Consider the following 20,833-nt stretch of genomic DNA (forward strand, 5'->3'; position numbering starts at 1 on the left):
CCCTATGGATGGGGAAAAGTTCACCAAGCTGCTGCATCATTACCGCCGGTTATCATGGCAGCTTCTGGCCACATTCTGGCAATGGTGGAGCCGGCAATTGTTCGATCTGCTACCCGCCTCAATCAGTCATCGTCTGCACAGCCAGCAGCAACGACTGCTCATTTATCCCGAGCAGAAACATTACCGGTTGAAGCTGGACCCCGACGGCGAACAACTGCTGCTGGATGATGACACCGAGCAAAGCGGGTTGCTGGCTGACATGCAGCGCCGGGCAGACAGCATACAGCTGTGTCTGCACGGCAAAGACGTGCTGCATACCCGTATATCACTGCCCGCGGCGACCGCCGGTAACCTGGATAATGTGCTGCGCTTCGAAATGGACAGGCATACCCCCTTTCATGCCGAACAGGTTTATTTCGGCTATCACATTGCCACTCAGAATAAACAACAGCCCCTCATCCAGGTTGAACTGCTGCTGGCACCACGAGCACAGGTAGACCCGCAACTGACCGAGCTGAAGATGCTCGACCTGGTGCCCACCGAGCTGGCCAGTGCCGAACATCCACAAGCACCGATCATCACACTAAAGGTGCCGCCCGGTGCCGTTATTATCAAGGCCAGGCGATTGAAAACCCTGCGGGGATCCCTGGTGCTTCTAATGCTGGTGCTGATGATTGCCGTGCCGCTTTACCAGCGACAGCACCGTATCGAATCTTTGAATGCCCAGCTGAACATACCCCGGCAACGAGCCGAACAGGCCGCCGATCTGAAACGACAGATCGAAGAATTGCAGCAAAGTCGGCGGATTCTGGCGCGTGAAAAAGCCAGGCAACCCTCGACACTGTTATTGCTGGATACCCTGACTCGCCAATTACCCGACCATACCTGGCTCAGCCGCTTCGAACTGCACGACGGCTCGGTGCAATTGCGCGGCGAATCGGCCAGTGCCTCCGAGCTTATCGGTATTCTGGAAGCCTCTCCGCTGTTCTTCGATGTGAACTTCAGCTCACCGGTGACCAATAATCCGGCTACCAGCAAGGATCGCTTCATGATCGATGCCCGTTTCGGCGAGGAGGGATCATGATAAACCTCGGTCAGCGCCAGCAGCAGGCGATCGCTTTGGGTCTGCTGATCACGGCTCTATTACTGATATTCAGTCTGATTATCAGCCCTCTGCTCGGTCTGTTTCTGCAACAGGGAGCGGCCATTCATCAACTTGAGGATCGGCTTCACCGTTATCAGCAACTGTCGGCCGAGCTGGAACAGACCAAACAATCGTTGCAGCAACTGCGCAGCGCCACTCCCGACACCGGCCTTTATCTGCCGGAGCGACGCCCCAGCCTGGCCTCGGCCTGGCTGGGGCAGCACCTGAACCGGCTGGTCAGTCGCAGCGGCGGCCAACTGGTCAGTATTCAAAATGTCCAGCCCGGTACCGAGGGCCCGCTGCAGGGCGTCGTGCTTCGGGTTCATCTGCGCAGCGAAATCGATCAGTTGGTGCCCCTTATCCATGCGATCGAGTCGGGGGATCAGGCTCTGTTCATGCGCGATTTGGTGATCACCGCCAATCCTCGGCGGGCAATCACCCGAAACAATCGCAACCGGGTGATCCGCCGTCAGAGAGTAAACGCACGGCAGATTCCCTCTCTCGATATTCGCTTCGATCTGCTTGGTTATACCCAAAGGGAGGCGTTATGAAGCCTTGGTTAGTGTTGCTGATCATGCCGATGTTATGGCTGTCATCCTCCCGCGCGCAAAACGATGGCGGCCCGATACCGGGCTATCCACCTATCGAGCAATTCGAGGAAATAATGGCTCGCCCCTTGTTCGACGACACCCGCCGACCACGAGAAGACGAAGCAGAAACAGAGGAAAACATCAGCGCAAGCGCCGCCGCCATACGCAAGAAATGGCGCCTGAGCGGGGTGGTATGGGAAAACGATCAGCAACTGGCCCTGTTCAATGAACGCCGGGGAGAAGGCCGGGCGCGCATCAAGACGGGCATGTACCTGGACGGTGACTGGCAGTTGGAAGAGATAGGTCGGGATAGCGCAACCCTGAGCGACGGCGGCCAGACCCTGCGGCTGGAGCTGTGGGAACCGAGGCCGCCCTCGACTCGGCCTGACGCCGTTCGGAACAACCCGAACGAAGCAAACGCCGCACCAAATACTCCTTCTGCAGAGACAACCGAAGCGGATAACAAACAGGGAAGTAACGAGGAGTCACAATGACCAACTCACACCAGACTACATGGCTGTTTACCGGTGTTTTCTGCCTGCTGCTGACCGCCTGCACCAACCCGACCGGAGACAGGGGCGCGCTCGACAAACCCTGGGGCCAAGCCAGAGTCACCAGCGATTACGATCCGGTGCAGTTGCCTCCCCGTCACGACGAGCATATCGCCCGTACCGCCGACACCGCTGCCGATAGCGCTACTCTCCCGGCTCCCCGTAGCGAGATTTACCGTGGCTCGGGAAATTTCGTCAAACTCGGCCAGGCCAGCAAGACACCGATGAACACCGCCACCCCCGGTGACATCACCCTCAACTTTCAAGGATCCGACATTGCCGAGGTGGTCAAAACCATTCTCGGCGATATTCTGCAGCTCAACTATTCACTGGATGAGCGGATACGCGGTCAGGTGTATCTGCAGACCAACACCCCCATTCGACAAGACGATCTGCTGCCCACACTGGAAAACCTGCTGCAAACCCACGGTGCCGCCCTGGTGCACAGCAACGGCCTGTTCAACGTGGTGCCCGCCGGCGAAGTACCGCCCTCGGCCCTGAACCCGCGGCTGACACCCACCGCCGAGCGGGGCTACCAGATGCTGATTTTACCCCTGCGCTACATCGGTGCCCGGGAAATGGAAAAAATCCTGGAGCCGGTCAAGCCCCGCCAGGGTGCCATGATGGTGGATGACAGGCGCAATATGCTCACCCTGGTCGGTAGTCGTGACGAACTGGTCAACATTCGCGACACCGTCAACCTGTTCGATGTGGATCAATTGCGCGGCATGTCGGTGGGGCTGTTCCGGCTGCAAGCCAGCAGCGCCGACGTGATTGCCAACGAACTAGAGGCCATTTTCGGCGATCAGGCCGAAGGGCCGCTGGCCGGCATGGTGCGTTACCTGCCGATAGAACGACTCAATGCCCTGCTGGTGATCACTCCGCAGGAACGTTATCTGACCGACGCCAGAGTATGGATAGAACGGCTGGATCGGGCCGAAAATCCGCGCGGCCTCAACATGTATGTGTATCACGTGCAGAACGGCAAGGCCGATCACCTGGCCACCCTGCTTAACCAGCTGTTCGACAGCCAACGCCGCAACAGTGCCGGTTCTTCCCAGACGCCGGCTACCCAACCTGCGGAAGATGGCGCGCCGCTGCAAATCACCACCGGCATCAATGCCGCCAACCTGGATGTGGGCGAGGTGAGCGTGATTGCCGATACCGAACGCAACGCTCTGGTGGTCATGGCCGCCAGCGCCGATTACCAGAAGGTGGAGCAGGCCATCAAGCGGCTGGATCAGCTGCCGCTACAGGTGCTGGTGGAAGCTACCATCGTGGAGGTGAGCCTGGATGACGAACTGCGATACGGCCTGCAATGGTACTTCAAGAACCAGCTGGGCGGCGGACGCAGCGGCGTGGGCGCCATCGGCTCCTTGCCTATTCCCTCCCCTTTCGACGGCGGTCTTGCCGCCAGCGCCAGCTACGAGGTGTTCAACGCCAGCGGTACTCGAGCCCTGCTCACGGCACTTGCCAGCGATTCCAAGGTCAACGTGATCTCCTCGCCTACGCTGATGGTGCTGGACAACCAGAAGGCACTGATCCGGGTGGGCGATCAGGTGCCCATTCGTACCTCGGAAACCACCAACCTCAACAGCGACGTAGGCAATGTCACCAGCACCATACAGTACCGGGATACCGGCGTACTGCTGGAGGTAACCCCACGGGTCAATTCCGGCGGCATGGTGGTACTGGAGCTGGTACAGGAGGTAAACGACGTGGCCACCACGACGAGTTCCAATATTCAGTCACCCACCATCACCCAGCGCAAAATCGACACTCGGGTGGCGGTGCAGAGCGGCGAAACTCTGGTGTTGGGCGGTCTTATCCGCGAGAACAAGTCTCAGGACAGCCAGGGCGTGCCCGGCATTCGCCATGTGCCGATACTGGGATGGCTGTTCGGCAGCAGCGGCACCAACGTAAGACGTACCGAGCTGGTGGTGCTGATCACCCCCACCGCCGTGGCCAACCCGGCCGACGCCCGCGCCGTGACCCAGGAGTATCGTAGCAAGCTGCAACAGGTGGCGATGTAGGTTGATTCAAAAAACCACCGCCTGCCGGTGAACCGGTAGCGGTGGTGTATTACGGCTTCATGAGCCTAATTGGCTGTAATTACGTCAGAGGTATCCCCAGCTATCAAGGCATCAAACGCATCACATCGCTGGCTTCAAATTCGACCTCTTCATTGTCATCATTCAGGTATTTACCACTGATGCTGATCAGCCGTGCTTCTCGCTCGGTGACATTACCCAACTGCCCAGCCACACACTGGCTGTTGAACTTCAGGGTCAGATCCGCCCAGCCATCGGCCTGTGCCGTGGTACATTCGTCTTCCAGCACCGGCTCGCTGAAACCACCGTCATAAGGTGTGGCCACATCCTCATAAGACCAGCGTAAAGCTTCACAGTCACCGGCCATTTTGACGGTATCAGGCAGGATTCGGGAAACATCGAAGCTTTCAGATCCCAGAATGGCCGCCGGAATCACCCCTTTCTGGGTCAACTTGAACGGGTTGGGGCAAGAGCCAGGCTTGATATCCACCTTGACCGGAGCCGCTGCGGCAACACAGGCGGCCAATACCGCTTCAATCACCGGGGTTGCATCATTCTGGAACGAAGCCAGATTGAATAACTCACCGCCGGTGGCATCAGCCAGCGGCTGAGCTTCAGCGAACAGCCCGCTTGGCATAATACCGAAAAAGATCCCCCCCACCGCCGTCATGGCATCGATGGCATCCTGTCGGGTTACACTGCCCTGGGCGGGGGTTTCATCTGTAATAAGAATGTTACAGTAAGGCGCGCCGGTGAAGTTAAGCGAGCCTCCATCCACGGTGTCTGTGGCCGACTCCACCACCGCTCTGTAGCCTTCCTCAAGGCCCCCATTGGCCACCAGCTCATTTACCGCAGCCTGAAAGGCGACACTGTCTGTAGTTAGCGGTGAGTGCAGGTGCGGTGCCTGATTGGTACCGTGCCCGCTTCTGCTGGAACCATACCCCACCAGGCCTACCGCCGATCCCGCTGGCAAGGCGTTAAAAATGGTCACCACATTGGCCTGCACATCGGCAATTTCCCCGCCCATGGAGCCGGATTCATCTATTTTGAATACCACGTCTATACCCTGGGCATAGGCTCCGCCACAGGCCATGGAAACGGCCAGAGCGCAGAGCGTATTGCGCGTATACTTCTTTATCGTATTCATGGTTTCACCCGATATATTATTAGTTGATGAAACTGATGCAAAAACAATGCTATGTATTGCATCTCCTTGAAAAACCTCACTTTCAAAGCAGTTCCTTCCTTTCATTTGCATTTAATCATTAAAAGTCGACATAAATCAGTGAGGCCATAAAACCTTACGGACCGAGCCTACTGATTAACCCCTATCACAGTTAAAAAAACTGGATAAGCACCCTTCAACCTTAAATGAGAAGGCAAAAATCAGACCACATCAAAAAAAACATTGTTTTAATTGAGTTATTTAAAAAAATAAAATAAAAATAAGTTTAAATCAGTGAGAAGTGTTTCAAAAAAATTACACTTAAACGAAAAAAAAGAACAAGGACACTCAAGGTTACAAAAAAATTCAAATAAGATACTGTTATATATGGATAAAATATGAATCTTCTTACGTACGGGCACCATGCTCGATCTACATAAGCATGTTGATGCAAATTGCCGGGCAAGACTTAATGACCCTCATCCCATAAGGAAATGTACGGGCGGCAATGGCGACGGGAGGAGTAATGGCAGTAAAAGCGTGGACCGCAGCAAAATATGACTCGGTTGAGCCTGATTCTTTCGTTAACTGTTTTTGCTGTTTTTTTAACTCTTGCATGCTTCATGGTGTTATCTTTACCATGTCTTATTTAGTCTATGCTCGAAGAATCCATACATAGTATAAACAAGGCAAGTTTTACACCACATTTAAATATCCCAATAAAATTAGATACTTTACTAACGCTCAGCCTCGTATTATAAAAAACTGTTAACCTCAATAAACAGGATCAGTTTTTTCCGGCCGCATGCAGCCGATGCTTTTCCATCAATCGGTACAGGGTAACCCGCGACACCCCCAGCAGCCGGGCCGCAGAAGACACATTATGGTCGGTTTTTTTCAGGCTGCGCCGAATGGCCTGTCGCTCGGCCTGGTTGCGGGCCTGCTCCAGTGTGGGTACCGCCTCCCCGCCTCCGGCGTTGTCCAGTCCCAGATCGGCGGCGGTGATCAAGCGGTTGTCACTCATAACTATGGCCTTGCGCACCCGGTTAATCATCTCGCGCACATTGCCCGGCCAGTCGTGCCGGTTCATGGCGGCAGTGGCCCTGCGGCTGAAGCCCCTGACCTTGTAGTGTTTTCCCTCGGTAAACTTGCGAAAGAAGAAGTTGGCCAGCAGCTCGATATCGCCTTCCCGCTCCTTGAGATCCGGCACTTCAATGCTGAGCACATTGAGCCGGTAATAAAGATCTTCCCGAAAAGCGCCTTCTTTTATCTCGTTTTCCAGAGCCCGGTGGGTGGCGGCAATGACCCGGGCATCAATATACAGGGTTTCATGGCCGCCCAGCCGCTCTATGGTTTCTTCCTGCAGAAATCGCAGCAGGTTTACCTGCAAGGACAGCGGTAAATCGCCGATTTCATCGAGAAACAGGGTACCGCCCGTGGCGGCTTCAATCCGCCCTACCTTGCGGCAATGGGCGCCGGTAAAGGCCCCCTTTTCATGACCGAACAATTCGGCCTGCACCAGGTTCTCCGGCAAGGCGCCGCAGTTCAGTGCCACAAAGGGCCCCTTGTGACGATGAGAACGTTGATGAATGGCCTGGGCGATCAGCTCCTTGCCGGTGCCGCTGTTGCCGGTGATCAGTACGGTGGCATCCACCCCCGCTACCTTGCGGATCTGGCTGAACACCAGCCTGATGGCCGGACTGGCCCCCACCATCTGACATTCTTCCCGGTAGCGTCGCTGTTCATGCTCGGCATCGCACAGGGCTCCCAACCCATAGGCATGGCCCAGCGCGGCCGACAGAAACGGCACCTTGTCGGTGAGTGGCAGGGTGTAATAGTCGAAAAAATAGTCGTAGATCAACTGGCTGAAGCCGTCCTGCTCTATGCTGTCCGCATCAAGCAGGGCAATCCAGTACAGTGGCGGCGACGCTTCCACCAGCTGTTCGAAGGCAAGTTTTCGCTCATGATCCAGCTCGCCAAAACGAACCAGCACCACTCGCAACGGGTCATCCTGCATGGCCGCGCGCGCCTCCTGCACCGAGCCAACCCGAATCACCTGCCAGTCATCCAGCAAATCGGATACATCCTCTTCCCTGGAAGAGGCCCAATGAAGGTAAAGCACCTTTCTCTTTGCCTGCTTCTGTGCCTGCTGCGATTCACATGCCCGGTATTGAGATGAAGGTTCTGTCGTCATTATCCATGGCCATCCTTGAACAGATATCAACCAGTTTAGTACAGCCGACATGACTCCCGCATGGCAAAGCCTCATCGCCAACCGAGCGGGGTGGGCTGGCGGCTTCTATATTTACAATCAAGTACATTCAGGGATGATCATCATGTACGGCACTTATTTCGGCCTCAGCGATCTGCCTTTTTCCATTGCGCCCGATCCGCGTTATCTCTATCTCAGCCGGCAACACAGAGAGGCGCTGGCTCATTTACAGTATGGACTCGTCTGTCACGGCGGTTTTGTGCTGCTGACCGGCGAGGTCGGCACCGGAAAAACCACCGTCTGCCGTTGTCTGCTGGAACAGGTACCGGAGCAGACCGATCTGGCATTTATTCTCAACCCCGGCTGTTCGGTGCAAGAGCTGCTGGCCGCCCTTTGTCGGGAGCTGGCAATCAAGGTGCCGGAGCCGTCCCATGGCCAGCAGTTGATCGATGCCATTCATCATCACCTGCTCGCAACCCACGCCCGGGGTCGCCAGACGGTGCTGATCATCGACGAGGCTCAGAACCTGTCCACCGAGGTGCTGGAGCAGATCCGGCTGCTGACCAATCTGGAAACCGATACCCACAAGCTGTTGCAGATTATTCTGTTGGGGCAACCGGAGCTGGCCGACAAGCTACGCCAGCCCGAGCTGCGCCAGTTATCTCAGCGGATCACCGCCCGTTATCACCTTGCCCCCTTGTCGTTCAGCGAGATGCAAGCGTATATCGCCCACCGCCTGTCGGTGGCGGGTATAGAAGCGGCGCTGTTTCAACACAACAGCCTGCGCCGGCTGTATCGCCTGACCGGCGGGGTGCCGCGACTGATCAACGTGATCTGCGACCGGGCCTTGCTGGGGGCCTATGTACAACGGCTGCCCCGGGTCGATCTGGTGACCCTCAATCGCGCTGCCGTCGAGGTGCTGGGTGCTTCACAGCCCCCCACGCGCCGATGGATCCTTGCCATTGCCGCCGGCCTGCTCGCCGTTGTTGTCACCGGCGGCTGGCTGGCTCAGTCAACATGGCCGGGCATTACCGACATAAGCGGGCCGGCAACCCCCACGCCAGTCGTTAGCAATAACGGCCTTTCGCCACCACAGGCTGAGCCCCCCCATGAACCACTCCCTGAACAGCGCATCACCGGCGCGATGGCCCCGGAACCTGCTCCGCCGGCTCAAGCAGCATCGACACCAGCACCGGCGCCGAGTGATACCGCGACGCAACTCAATCCATGGCAATGGCCTGCGGCCCTGACCACCGACCTGAGCCAGGTCATGGCATATCAGCATCTTTTCTCGCTGTGGGGGCTCGATTACGATCCGGCCGAACATCCGGTGGTGTGCCCTTTTGCGCGCCGGCATCGGCTGGAATGCGCTTTTCAGAACGGTGATCTCGCTACGGTGCGGCAACAGAACCACCCGGTCATTTTTCGCCTGGAGCACCCCGAAAAGGGAGCCGTATATGCCATCCTGACTCGTCTCGATGACGAGCGGGCGGAGCTGGTGGTGGGCGGTCGGCTCAAGCGCATGTCACTGACGGAGCTGGCCGCCAGCTGGCCCCACAGCTACGTTCTGCTGTGGCAGTTGCCGCCGCATTATCAGGCACCACTGTACCCCGGTAGTCGAGGAGACATCGTCGTCTGGCTGGAACAACAGATGGCGCGCTGGCAAGAACGAGTCCCTCGCCGGCAGCACCAATATTATGACGAGGTACTCGTCGGTGATATCAGGGCTTTTCAACGCAGCAAGGGGCTGACCGCCGATGGCATTTTCGGCCCACAAACCAGCATTTATCTCAGCGCCAGCCTGCTGAACGACTTGCCGAGGCTTACCGGCCAACAGGAGATAACCAGTGTCATACATCCTTGATGCGCTTAAACAATCGGAACGCAAACGAGGCCAACAGACATCGTCGGCGGAAAACCATACACCGGCGGAAACGCCGAGTTTACCGCCGGCTCCCCGCTATCGACGCCGATTAGGGTGGCTGCTGGCCGGTGTGCTGCTGGCGCTGATCGTCGGATATGGCCTGGGTAAAATCGGCTCAAGATGGCTGCAATCACCGCAGCAAGCCATATCGCCGCAGCAAACCATTGAGATGCCTTCACCTGCAGCCACGCCCCCCGAACCCGAAGAGAAAGCACCGGCGCAAGCGGCCCCCACTGCGGCCAGAACGCCGATAGTGACTGGCCCAGCGCCGGTACGCATTTTGCTGGACGATCCCCCGAGCCTGACCATGAACCCGGCACCAAAGGCCGGCAATACCACAACACCGGCCACGGAAAGTGCCGGTTCATCGGCGAAGGTGTCTCCCGACGTCGTGCCCACTCCCGAGCCGGTATTCGATCCCGGTGTGCCGGATCTGCGTGAGCTACCGGCCAGTATTCGGGCGAAACTGCCTCCACTGACGCTGTCGGTACACATCTACTCGAAAACCGCCGGCAGCAGGATGGCCAGTATCAACGGGCAGATGCTGCGAGAAGGCCAGCAACTCGGGGCCTTGCGCCTGCAGAGCATCACTCCCCGCGGGGTGATCCTGAGTTTTGAAGGGAAGGAGTTTCATTTGAAATCAGTCGGGGGATAGGCTTCAAACCCAATCATCACCGACGCTCTCGGCTATGACAGTTCAAGGCCAGAACTGTGCCTGAGCAACACAGATCCTTCACCACGGTCGCCTTCGGATGATGCTAAAATCGGCACCATTATCTTTATCAAGGAACTGTATGAGTCACTTCACCCTGTTAGTGGGCTCCACCCTCGGCAGCGCGGAAGATCTGGCCGATGACCTGGCCGGGATCCTGCAAAATCATGGTCATCAAACGGTTATTCACACTTCTCCCCAGCTTGATCACATCTTGATCAGACCCGATCATTATTTACTGTTGATCTGCTCTACTCATGGGGCCGGCGATCTGCCGGACAATATTCAGCCCTTTTCTCTGCAATTGAACGAACAACAGCCGGATTTAACCGGACTGGCGTATCTGGCCATCGGCCTGGGCGATTCCGCCTACGACACCTTCTGTTACGCCATCCATAAACTCGATCGACAGCTGGCGGATCGAGGCGCACAGCGGATCGGCGATCGGTTGGATATCGATGTGAGCCAGCCGGATCCGCCGGAGCTGATCGCAGAAAAATGGCTGGATCACTGGTTATCACAGCAGTAGATCCTGGTTTTTACTCGGGGAGCGTGGATCTGGCCACCGCAAGATCCACGCACCTACAAAATTCTTTCCACCAAGTTATCAACAGATCCCCCACTGAGATCCCCGTCCCCGCCCTGCGCTAAAAAAACCATCAATGTGTATAACCATGCTTGAATCCGGTGTTAAACCTATAGTTATCCTATTAATTAAATAAAGCTTCACCAGCCTCTGTTGATAACTATGCAAGTTACCCACCGGTCCAGGGAGGGCTCCGGCAAGGTTGTACACATCAATCGATCGTAAGTAACCGCATGATCTTAAAGATCAAAAAACGGTTACTCACAGATCTGGTCGTCCCTAATAATAGATCTAACAGAAGATCGATCTAGAGATCTAAGATCTATTAACGATCACGAGATCCTCTCGATCCGGTTTCCATCCGCTCGCTAAAAAAGCTAAAATGACCGCCCTTCGGGATCCTTACACCTGCCTGTCTCAAGAGTATCTGTTATGCACTATGAAGAATCGTTTGACGTCATTGTTGTGGGTGGCGGTCATGCCGGCACTGAAGCCGCTGCTGCCGCTGCTCGCATGGGAGCAAACACCCTGTTATTGACCCATAACGTGGATACTTTGGGACAGATGTCGTGCAACCCGGCCATCGGGGGTATCGGCAAAGGTCATCTGGTCAAGGAGATCGATGCCCTCGGCGGGATCATGGGTACCGCCGCCGATCACGCCGGGATCCAGTTTCGCACCCTCAACGCCTCCAAGGGCCCAGCCGTTCGAGCCACCCGTGCCCAGGCGGATCGTCAGCTGTATCGGCAGGCCGTAAGAACCCGACTGGAAAACCAGCCAAACCTGAAGATCTTCCAGCAGGCCTGTGATGATCTGCTGCTGGAAGGCGATACCGTCGTCGGTGTAGTGACCCAGACCGGTCTTAAATTTCGCGCCAAGACCGTGGTACTGACGGTCGGAACCTTCCTCAACGGCTTGATCCATATCGGCATGGATAATTACAAGGGCGGTCGTGCCGGTGATCCTCCCTCCATCGCCCTGGCAAGCCGGTTGCGGGAACTGCCGCTGCGCATCGATCGACTGAAAACCGGTACTCCGCCCAGAATCGATGCCAACAGCGTGGATTTCTCGGTAATGCAGGTTCAGCCAGGCGACAACCCGACTCCGGTGTTTTCGTTTATCGGCAGTCGTGAGGATCACCCGCGGCAGATCCCCTGTTACATCACTCACACCAATGAAAAAACCCATGAGGTGATCCGCAAAAATCTGGATCGCAGCCCCATGTACGCCGGTGTGATCGAAGGGATCGGCCCGCGCTATTGCCCCTCGATCGAAGACAAGATCACCCGCTTTGCCGACAAGAACGCCCATCAGATTTTTGTCGAGCCGGAAGGGCTGACCAGTACCGAGCTGTATCCCAACGGGATCTCCACCAGCCTGCCCTTCGATGTGCAGCTGGCGATCGTGCGTTCGATCAAGGGCTTCGAGCAGGCGCACATCATGCGACCCGGCTATGCGATCGAGTATGATTATTTCGATCCTCGCGATCTGAAGATCAACATGGAAAACAAGTGTCTGCATAACCTGTTTTTCGCCGGCCAGATCAACGGCACCACCGGCTACGAAGAAGCCGGTGCCCAGGGGCTGCTGGCGGGGTTGAATGCCGCTCTGCGCGCCTTCGACAAGGACGACTGGTCACCCCGCCGGGATCAGGCCTACCTGGGTGTGATGATGGACGATCTGTCCACCCTGGGTACCCAGGAGCCCTATCGCATGTTTACCAGCCGGGCGGAATATCGTCTGCTGCTGCGGGAAGACAACGCGGATATCCGTCTGACCGAAGAAGGCCGTAACCTGGGGCTGGTGGACGATCATCGCTGGGCCATGTTCTGTGACAAGATGGAACGGATGACCCAGGAGAATCAGCGTCTGCGTGAAAACTGGGTAAGCCCGACTCATGCCGCCGCCCCGGCGTTGAATGAATTGCTGAAAACCCCGCTCAGCCGTGAACACAACCTGGAAGAATTGCTGCGTCGCCCCGAGCTGAATTACGCCACCCTGATGGCGGTGGATGGCATCGGCCCGGGCATCGAGCACGAACAGGCCGCCGAGCAGGTCGAAATCCAGATTAAATACGCCGGTTACATCGAGCGGCAGAAAGATGAAATTCAGAAGCATCTGCGCAACGAGCACACTCGCCTGCCACTGGATCTGGACTATAACGAGGTGCCGGGCCTGTCTCATGAGGTGATCGCCAAACTCAACCAGGCCAGACCCGAAACTCTGGGCATGGCCTCGCGAATTGCCGGCGTAACCCCGGCGGCCATTTCGATTCTGCTGGTACACCTCAAGAAACGCGGCCTGCTGCGCAAGTCGGCGTAAGAACCATGATGAGCAACAACACGATGCACGATAAATTACAAAGCACACTGCAGCGCTTGCTGGGCCAGACCGAGCTGGCGGTTACCCCCGAGCAGGCCGATAAGCTGGTGACACTGGTTACCTTGCTCGACAAATGGAACAAGGCCTTCAACCTGACCTCGGTGCGTGAGCCTGTCGCCATGATGGGCCGTCATATCGTGGACAGTCTGGTAGTAAGCCCTCACCTGCAGGGGGAGCGTTTTATCGATGTCGGCACAGGCCCCGGCCTGCCGGGTCTGCCGTTGGCCATTATCAATCCCGACAGGCAGTTTGTGCTGCTCGACAGCCTCGGCAAGCGTATCCGTTTTATTCGCATGGTGATGCATCAGCTGGGGCTGACCAACGTCGAGGCGGTGCAGAGCCGGGTAGAAGATTTCAACCCGGAGCAAAAGTTTGATGGTGTGCTGAGTCGGGCCTTTGCTTCGCTGGATGACATGGTAAGCTGGTGCGCTCACCTGCCCGGGCCCGACGGCCGCTTTTTGGCGCTGAAGGGGCAATATCCGGAGCAGGAGTTACAATCATTACCTGCTCATCTCGTACTGGATCGGGTTTATCCGTTAACCGTGCCCGAGCAGGAAGGAGACCGCCATCTGGTGGTCATCAAATTAGCTAGGTAGCTAGCCAGTCAGTAGAGGTATTCGGTGGGAAAAGTCATCGCCATTGCCAACCAGAAAGGGGGCGTGGGCAAAACCACAACCTGTGTCAATTTGGCCGCGTCCATGGCCGCCACCAAACGCAAGGTACTGGTGATAGACCTGGATCCTCAGGGCAATGCCACCATGGCCAGCGGTATCGATAAATATCAGGTCGCCAACACGGCTTATGATTTGCTGGTGGATGAGGTGCCGGTCGAGCAGGTGGTGGAGCGGGAAACCAGCGGCGGCTATGATCTTATCGCCGGCAACGGCGATGTCACCGCCGCCGAAATCCGGTTGATGGAAGTATTTGCCCGGGAAGTTCGTCTGCGCAATGCACTGGCACCGGTACGCGATTATTACGATTATATTTTTATCGACTGTCCCCCTTCCCTCAACCTGCTGACGGTCAACGCCATGTCGGCGGCAGACTCGGTACTGGTACCCATGCAGTGCGAATATTTCGCCCTGGAAGGACTGACGGCGCTGGTGGATACCATCAGCAAGCTGGCGTCGGTGGTGAACCCGGCGCTCAGGATCGAAGGCATACTGCGCACCATGTTCGACCATCGCAACAGATTGTCCAATGAGGTGTCCGATCAGCTTAAATCGCACTTCGGTGACAAGGTCTATCGTACCGTGATACCTCGTAATGTCCGTCTGGCCGAGGCGCCCAGCTTCGGTACCCCGGCCATGTATTACGATAAATCTTCACTGGGCGCCAAGGCCTACCTGGCGCTGGCCGGTGAAATTCTGCGCCGGGAAGAGCTTTCTCAGGACCATTCTGAACCTTCGGAACAAACAGCATGACCATCAAACGACGTGGTCTGGGCAAGGGCCTCGATGCCCTGCTCAGCACCAGTTCTGCCGCCAATCAGCGTCAGCACCAGGCCGAAACCCATTCCCTGCCCGGTGCCAACGGCGAATTGCAGACTCTCTCTCTGAACGAGCTGCAACCGGGCAAATATCAGCCTCGCCGGGACATGTCCCAGGTGGCACTGGAAGAACTGGCTACCTCGATTCGCCAGCAGGGCATTATTCAGCCCATCGTGGTGCGAGCGCTGGAAACCGGTGGTTACGAAATTCTGGCCGGCGAACGACGCTGGCGGGCAGCCCGGCTGGCGGGTCTTGACCAGATCCCCTGCCTGATCAAGGCAGTGGCGGATCAGGAAGCCATGGCCATCGGCCTTATCGAGAATATTCAGCGCGAAGATCTCAACGTCATCGAAGAGTCCCGCGCCTTGTCCCGCCTGATCGAAGAATTCGGTTTCACCCATCTGTCGGTCGCCGAGGCGGTGGGCAAGAGCCGTAGTACCGTCTCCAACCTGTTGCGTTTGGCTCAGCTCAACGACGAGGTCAAACAGCTGGTGGAACACGGTTCGCTGGAGATGGGCCATGCCCGGGCGCTGCTGGCGATTTCCGGTGAACCACAGACCGAACTGGCCCGGCTGGTGGCACAAAAAGGCCTGACGGTTCGAGAAACCGAAAAACTGGTCAAGCAGAGCCTGAGACCGAAAAAAGAGAAAATTGAACAGCCCAGATCCTTGCTGATGAGCCAGCTTGAACAGGAAATCGGTGAAAAACTGGGTTCAAAAGTAGAAATCAAGTCGACCCACAAGGACAGGGGGAAACTGGTGATCTCTTATAACTCTTTGAATGAACTAGATAAAATAAGTCATTTTTTTGGTATTAACGACATGCCGGAAGTCTGACACAAGGTAAATGCTCAATTAGTTTAACCCGTTGTAAATGGTCGGAAAAACCGCAGTAAGTCGGTAAAAATAAGGTTTTACTGCAATTGCATTTACGCCGGGCACGGGTATAATTTGACCTGCTTTTTTGGGGCTTAAAGGGCAACACCTCGGTGTGCCGGCAAGCCCCTAACTGTATCAGGAGTTTTTGTGGAGCAAATGAAGCGGCACCTGAGCGACAAGCAAATGGCGCTGGTGATCTTGTCTTGTCAATTACTTCTGGTGGTGGCGGTCTCCACCCTGTTTTTTTACCAGCAGGGAGAGGCAGCCGCCCGTTCCGCCCTCATAGGGGGCGGAATCTACTGGGTTCCCCAATGTCTGTTCAGTGTCCGGGTTCTGGCGTTCAGCGCCAGGCACGACACACCGCGCAGTGTTGTGGCGGACTTTTACAGCGGGGCAGGGATTAAGTTTGGCAGCACTATCTTGTTGTTCGTGATAGCGCTCAAGTACATGGAGGTGCTTCATGCTCCTCTGTATACGGCTTACGCCCTAGCATTGCTGATGCAGTGGATTCTTTCGTTCACTCTCAACAACCGTTACTAGGAAAACACATGGCTGCAACAGGAGATGTCTTAACTTCCCAGGGTTATATCTCTCACCACCTGCAACACCTGCAGATTGGTTCGGGATTTTGGGCGTTAAATATCGATTCTTTGCTTGTTTCCGTTGTCCTGGGAATGCTGTTCTTGTGGGGCTTCAACAAGGTTGCGTCTCGTGCAACCAGTGGAGTTCCCGGCAAGTTGCAATGTGCCGTTGAGCTGTTGGTCGAATTTGTGGATAAATCCGTCAAGGACGTCTTCCATGGTAAAAATGCGTTGATTGCGCCTCTGGCGCTGACCATTTTTGTCTGGGTCTTCCTGATGAACCTGATGGACCTTATCCCGGTCGACTATCTGCCCTATGGCGCTCAATTGCTCGGTGTTCCTTACCTGAGGGTTGTTCCTTCCGCCGATGTTAACATCACCATGTCCATGGCGTTCTCCGTGTTTATCTTGATCATTTTCTATAGCATCAAGGTAAAAGGCGTGTCCGGCTTCGTTAAAGAGCTGACCATGCAACCGTTGAACCATTGGTCCATGATCCCTGTTAACTTGGTGCTTGAGACCGTATCACTGATCGCTAAACCCATCTCTCTGGGTCTGCGACTGTTCGGTAACATGTATGCCGGTGAGATGATTTTCATCTTGATTGCCGGTCTGCTGCCGTGGTGGTCTCAATGGGCCCTTAATGTGCCTTGGGCGATTTTCCATATCCTGATTATCACCCTGCAGGCTTTCATCTTCATGATTTTGACCGTTGTTTATCTGTCAATGGCCCATGAAGAACATTAATAACAAAAGATAACAATATATTAACAAGCAGTCGTTCTAACCGCTAACAATTGGAGAAAAAAAATGGAAATGATTTTCATCGCTGCCGCTCTTATGCTGGGTCTGGCTTCTATCGGTGGTGCTATCGGTATTTCTATGCTGGGTGGTAAGTTCCTGGAAAGTGCGGCTCGCCAGCCGGACATGCTGCCTGCCCTGCGCGGCAACTTCTTTATCGTGGTTGGTCTGGTTGACGCCATCCCCATGATCACCGTTGGTATGGCTCTGTACCTGATCTTCGCCGTAGCTTAATGGCTCGGTCTATCAATCAGTCTGCTAACCATTTTAAAGGAGAGTTGCGATGAACATGAACGCAACAATCCTCGGTCAAACGATCGCGTTTATCCTGTTCGTTTGGTTTTGCATGAAGTTTGTATGGCCGCCTCTGATGGCAGCCATTGAAAATCGCCAGAAAGAAATCGCCGAAGGCTTGTCCTCGGCGGAACGGGCCAAGAAAGACCTGGCTCTGGCGCAAAACAATGCAACCGAACAGTTGAAAGAAGCCAAGCTGCAGTCCGCTCAAATTGTTGAGCAGGCGAACAAGCGCAAGGCCCAGATCGTCGAGGATGCTACACGTGAAGCTCAGGCGGAGCGTGAGAAAATTCTGGCACAGGCCCAGGCAGAAGTTGAAGCCGAACGCAATCGTGTCAAAGAGGAACTGCGTAAGCAGGTTGCTGCTCTTGCCCTGGTGGGTGCAGAGAAGATCCTCGAGCGTCAGATTGATGCCGCTGCTAACAGCGACATTGTTGAGAAAGTAGTAGCTGAACTGTAAGGGACATAGAGCTATGGAAATGAAAACCATTGCTCGCCCCTATGCCAAAGCAGCTTTCGATTTTGCCGTTGAGAAAAAAGCGGTTGATAACTGGTTATCCATGCTGGGTTTTGCAGCCGAAGTGGTGCAAAACAAAGAGATGGACGAGGTTATCAACAGCAATCTGAACGCGGAAAAGATGGCCGACGTGTTTTTGGCTGTCTGTGGCGAACAGCTCGATGAGCAAGGCCAGAACCTGGTAAAGGCGATGGCTGCAAACGGACGCTTGAGTGTGTTGCCGGCAGTGGTACTGGAATTCGCCGCGATGAAGGCGGAGCTGGACCGGGAAGTGGAAGCCGATGTGGTTTCTGCTGCCAAACTGACCAAGCAACAAATGGCCAAGATTCAGGCTTCACTTGAAACGCGCCTTGAGCGCAAGGTGAAGCTGAATTGCAGTGTCGATAAGAAACTGATGGCCGGTATCATCATCAAAGCCGGTGACTTGGTAATCGACGGAAGTGTTCGGGGCAGGCTGTCCCGCTTGGCTGAAACGCTGCAATCTTGATTGGGGAATAGAGCATGCAACTGAATTCAACTGAAATTGCCGAGCTGATAAAACAGCGTATCGAGCAATTCAATGTTGTCAGTGAAGCACGAAACGAAGGTACCATCGTCTCTGTAAGCGATGGCATCATTCGTGTTCACGGCCTTGCTGATATCATGCAAGGTGAAATGATTGAACTGCCGGGCGGTCGTTACGCCCTGGCATTGAACCTGGAGCGTGACTCCGTTGGTGCCGTGGTAATGGGTCCGTATGCGGATCTGGCCGAAGGCATGAAGGTTCAGTCCACTGGCCGTATCCTGGAAGTACCGGTAGGTCGCAACCTGCTGGGTCGTGTGGTTAACACCCTGGGTGAGCCCATCGACGGTAAAGGCGCTATTGAAGCCGATACCTTCTCTCCGGTAGAAATGATTGCTCCGGGTGTTATCGACCGTCAGTCGGTCGATCAGCCGCTGCAAACCGGCTATAAAGCCGTTGATGCCATGATCCCCGTGGGTCGTGGTCAGCGTGAGCTGATCATCGGTGACCGTCAGGTAGGTAAAACTGCCCTGGCCGTCGATGCCATCATCAACCAGAAAGACTCCGGCGTTAAGTGTGTGTACGTGGCCATCGGCCAGAAAGCGTCCACCATCTCTAACGTGGTTCGCAAGCTGGAAGAGCACGGCGCCCTGGAAAACACCATCGTAGTAGTGGCTTCTGCCTCCGAGTCTGCTGCCCTGCAGTATCTGGCTCCCTACTCCGGTTGTGCCATGGGTGAATTCTTCCGTGACCGCGGTGAAGACGCGCTGATCGTATACGATGACCTGTCCAAGCAGGCCGTTGCCTACCGTCAGATTTCTCTGCTGCTGCGCCGTCCGCCGGGTCGTGAAGCATATCCGGGTGATGTGTTCTATCTGCACTCCCGTCTGCTGGAACGCGCTTCTCGCGTGTCTGTCGACTACGTAGAGAAGTTCACCAATGGTGAAGTGAAAGGCAAGACCGGTTCTTTGACCGCGCTGCCGATCATCGAAACCCAGGCTGGTGACGTTTCTGCCTTCGTACCGACCAACGTGATTTCCATCACCGATGGTCAGATCTTCCTGACCACCGAACTGTTCAACTCGGGCATTCGTCCTGCTGTTGATCCGGGTATCTCCGTATCCCGTGTTGGTGGTGCTGCACAGACCAAGATCATCAAGAAACTGTCCGGTGGTATTCGTACCGCTCTGGCTCAGTATCGCGAACTGGCGGCCTTTGCTCAGTTCTCTTCCGATCTGGATGAGGCGACTCGCAAGCAGCTGAGTCACGGTCAGAAAGTGACCGAGCTGATGAAGCAGAAGCAATACCGTCCGATGTCTGTCGCCGAACAGGGTCTGGTACTGTTCGCCGCCGAAAATGGTTATCTGGACGATGTTGAGCTGAAGCTCATCACTACGTTCGAAGCCGCCCTGCTCGCTTATGCCAATTCAGAACATGCCGCCGTGATGGCGGAGATCAACGAGAAAGCTGACTTCAACAAAGATGTTGTTGCCCAGCTGACTGCGTTGCTGGATAGCTTCAAGGCTACCCAGTCCTGGTAACCATGTGGCAGCGTTTGCTGCCACCTGAATTGGAGAAGCGACATGGCCGGCGCAAAAGAAATACGTAGCAAGATCGGGAGTGTCAAAAACACTCAGAAGATCACCAGCGCTATGGAGATGGTGGCCGCCTCGAAAATGCGCAGAGCGCAGGATCGCATGGACCACAGCCGCCCATACGCTGAAACCATACGCAAGGTGATCGGCCACATCGCGCAGGGGAACTTGGAATACAAGCACCCCTATCTGGCAGACCGCGAGGTTAAGCGCGTTGGGTTTATTATCATCTCGACCGATCGTGGCCTCTGTGGCGGTTTGAACATTAACCTGTTCAAACAAGCCATTAACGAAATGAAAGCATGGTCCGACAAAGGCGTAGGCATTGACCTGGGTCTTATCGGCAGCAAGGCGGTAAGCTTTTTCAACCGCCATGGCGGCAAGGTCGTCGCACAGAAGGGCGGTCTGGGTGATAACCCGTCGCTGTCTGAGCTGATTGGCTCCGTCAATGTCATGCTTGAGGCATACAACAAGGGTGAGATAGACAAGCTGTATCTGGTGTACAACAAGTTTGAAAACACCATGATTCAGAAACCCACGGTCGATCAACTGTTGCCCTTACCTGCATCGGAAGAAAACGTGGCCAGCCACAGCTGGGACTACCTCTACGAGCCTGATCCAAAATCGTTGTTGGACAAGCTGCTGGTACGCTTTGTGGAAGCACAGGTGTATCAGGGTGTGGTAGAAAACCTGGCGAGTGAGCAGGCTGCGCGGATGGTAGCGATGAAAGCCGCTACCGATAACGCCGGCGATCTCATCGAAGATCTGCAATTGGTGTATAACAAAGCCCGTCAGGCTGCGATTACCCAAGAGCTGAGTGAGATTGTTGCCGGTGCCGGTGCCGTATAAGGCAAGGGT

The 20,833-nt window shown here is 55.5% G+C and carries 20 protein-coding genes; 18 read left to right on the plus strand and 2 right to left on the minus strand.

Annotation, left to right across the window (positions count from 1 at the left end; genetic code table 11):
• The first annotated feature begins 4 nt into the window (after positions 1 to 4).
• From Q0753_RS06165 to gspD, 4 genes are read left to right on the plus strand one after another with little or no spacing between them, the layout of a single operon-like run.
• On the plus strand, positions 5 to 1,084 hold the full coding sequence (locus Q0753_RS06165; protein WP_298718573.1) for a PilN domain-containing protein: 1,080 nt from the start codon (positions 5 to 7) through the stop codon (positions 1,082 to 1,084).
• Positions 1,081 to 1,695, plus strand: a complete 615-nt coding sequence (gene gspM / locus Q0753_RS06170) for a type II secretion system protein GspM (protein WP_298718575.1) — start codon at positions 1,081 to 1,083, stop codon at positions 1,693 to 1,695. Before Q0753_RS06165 ends, gspM begins: the two co-directional genes overlap by 4 nt.
• A complete protein-coding gene (locus tag Q0753_RS06175) occupies positions 1,692 to 2,228 on the plus strand; it encodes a hypothetical protein (RefSeq protein WP_298718577.1) in 537 nt (178 codons plus the stop codon). The genes gspM and Q0753_RS06175 overlap by 4 nt, the downstream gene beginning before the upstream one ends.
• On the plus strand, positions 2,225 to 4,318 hold the full coding sequence (gene gspD, locus Q0753_RS06180) for a type II secretion system secretin GspD (protein WP_298718579.1): 2,094 nt from the start codon (positions 2,225 to 2,227) through the stop codon (positions 4,316 to 4,318). Before Q0753_RS06175 ends, gspD begins: the two co-directional genes overlap by 4 nt.
• A 103-nt stretch (positions 4,319 to 4,421) precedes the next feature.
• On the opposite strand, the gene Q0753_RS06185 is transcribed toward gspD, so the two are convergent.
• Positions 4,422 to 5,483 (minus strand): vWA domain-containing protein, encoded by a 1,062-nt coding sequence (locus Q0753_RS06185; protein WP_298718581.1) that lies wholly within the window; start codon positions 5,481 to 5,483, stop codon positions 4,422 to 4,424.
• Positions 5,484 to 6,288: 805 nt separating this feature from the next.
• A complete protein-coding gene (locus Q0753_RS06190) occupies positions 6,289 to 7,770 on the minus strand; it encodes a sigma 54-interacting transcriptional regulator (protein WP_367179492.1) in 1,482 nt (493 codons plus the stop codon).
• Positions 7,771 to 7,837: 67 nt separating this feature from the next.
• On the opposite strand from Q0753_RS06190, the gene Q0753_RS06195 reads away from it, so the two are divergent.
• From Q0753_RS06195 to atpG, 14 genes are all read left to right on the plus strand, one after another.
• The gene (locus tag Q0753_RS06195; RefSeq protein WP_298718586.1) at positions 7,838 to 9,577 is read left to right on the plus strand and encodes an AAA family ATPase; all 1,740 of its coding nucleotides are present in this window, start codon (positions 7,838 to 7,840) and stop codon (positions 9,575 to 9,577) included.
• On the plus strand, positions 9,561 to 10,292 hold the full coding sequence (locus Q0753_RS06200) for a general secretion pathway protein GspB (RefSeq protein WP_298718588.1): 732 nt from the start codon (positions 9,561 to 9,563) through the stop codon (positions 10,290 to 10,292). The genes Q0753_RS06195 and Q0753_RS06200 overlap by 17 nt, the downstream gene beginning before the upstream one ends.
• Before the next feature lie 139 nt (positions 10,293 to 10,431).
• Positions 10,432 to 10,878: an FMN-binding protein MioC gene (gene mioC, locus Q0753_RS06205; RefSeq protein WP_298718590.1), complete on the plus strand. Its 447-nt coding sequence runs from the start codon at positions 10,432 to 10,434 to the stop codon at positions 10,876 to 10,878.
• Between the two features lie 489 nt (positions 10,879 to 11,367).
• Complete coding sequence (gene mnmG / locus Q0753_RS06210) at positions 11,368 to 13,257, plus strand: tRNA uridine-5-carboxymethylaminomethyl(34) synthesis enzyme MnmG (RefSeq protein WP_298718592.1); 1,890 nt, start codon at positions 11,368 to 11,370, stop codon at positions 13,255 to 13,257.
• 8 nt (positions 13,258 to 13,265) lie between these two features.
• The gene (gene rsmG / locus Q0753_RS06215; protein WP_298718594.1) at positions 13,266 to 13,913 is read left to right on the plus strand and encodes a 16S rRNA (guanine(527)-N(7))-methyltransferase RsmG; all 648 of its coding nucleotides are present in this window, start codon (positions 13,266 to 13,268) and stop codon (positions 13,911 to 13,913) included.
• A 24-nt stretch (positions 13,914 to 13,937) separates the two neighbouring features.
• Positions 13,938 to 14,741, plus strand: a complete 804-nt coding sequence (locus Q0753_RS06220) for a ParA family protein (RefSeq protein WP_298718596.1) — start codon at positions 13,938 to 13,940, stop codon at positions 14,739 to 14,741.
• Positions 14,738 to 15,643 (plus strand): ParB/RepB/Spo0J family partition protein, encoded by a 906-nt coding sequence (locus Q0753_RS06225; RefSeq protein WP_298718597.1) that lies wholly within the window; start codon positions 14,738 to 14,740, stop codon positions 15,641 to 15,643. Before Q0753_RS06220 ends, Q0753_RS06225 begins: the two co-directional genes overlap by 4 nt.
• 198 nt (positions 15,644 to 15,841) lie before the next feature.
• A complete protein-coding gene (locus Q0753_RS06230) occupies positions 15,842 to 16,225 on the plus strand; it encodes an ATP synthase subunit I (protein ID WP_298718629.1) in 384 nt (127 codons plus the stop codon).
• An 8-nt stretch (positions 16,226 to 16,233) separates the two neighbouring features.
• Positions 16,234 to 17,013: a F0F1 ATP synthase subunit A gene (gene atpB / locus Q0753_RS06235; protein ID WP_298718599.1), complete on the plus strand. Its 780-nt coding sequence runs from the start codon at positions 16,234 to 16,236 to the stop codon at positions 17,011 to 17,013.
• A gap of 63 nt (positions 17,014 to 17,076) precedes the next feature.
• A complete protein-coding gene (atpE, locus tag Q0753_RS06240; protein WP_071471457.1) occupies positions 17,077 to 17,301 on the plus strand; it encodes a F0F1 ATP synthase subunit C in 225 nt (74 codons plus the stop codon).
• A 49-nt stretch (positions 17,302 to 17,350) separates the two neighbouring features.
• On the plus strand, positions 17,351 to 17,821 hold the full coding sequence (gene atpF / locus Q0753_RS06245; RefSeq protein ID WP_298718605.1) for a F0F1 ATP synthase subunit B: 471 nt from the start codon (positions 17,351 to 17,353) through the stop codon (positions 17,819 to 17,821).
• 13 nt (positions 17,822 to 17,834) lie between these two features.
• Positions 17,835 to 18,365 (plus strand): F0F1 ATP synthase subunit delta, encoded by a 531-nt coding sequence (atpH, locus tag Q0753_RS06250; protein ID WP_298718607.1) that lies wholly within the window; start codon positions 17,835 to 17,837, stop codon positions 18,363 to 18,365.
• Between the two features lie 14 nt (positions 18,366 to 18,379).
• Positions 18,380 to 19,921, plus strand: a complete 1,542-nt coding sequence (atpA, locus tag Q0753_RS06255) for a F0F1 ATP synthase subunit alpha (protein ID WP_298718609.1) — start codon at positions 18,380 to 18,382, stop codon at positions 19,919 to 19,921.
• Between the two features lie 42 nt (positions 19,922 to 19,963).
• Entirely contained in the window at positions 19,964 to 20,824 is an 861-nt protein-coding gene (gene atpG / locus Q0753_RS06260; protein WP_298718611.1) for a F0F1 ATP synthase subunit gamma, read from the plus strand.
• Positions 20,825 to 20,833 lie beyond the last annotated feature (9 nt).

Origin of the sequence: uncultured Oceanisphaera sp., assembly GCF_947495715.1 — a bacterium.
Taxonomy (GTDB): Bacteria; Pseudomonadota; Gammaproteobacteria; order Enterobacterales; family Aeromonadaceae; genus Oceanimonas; species Oceanimonas sediminis.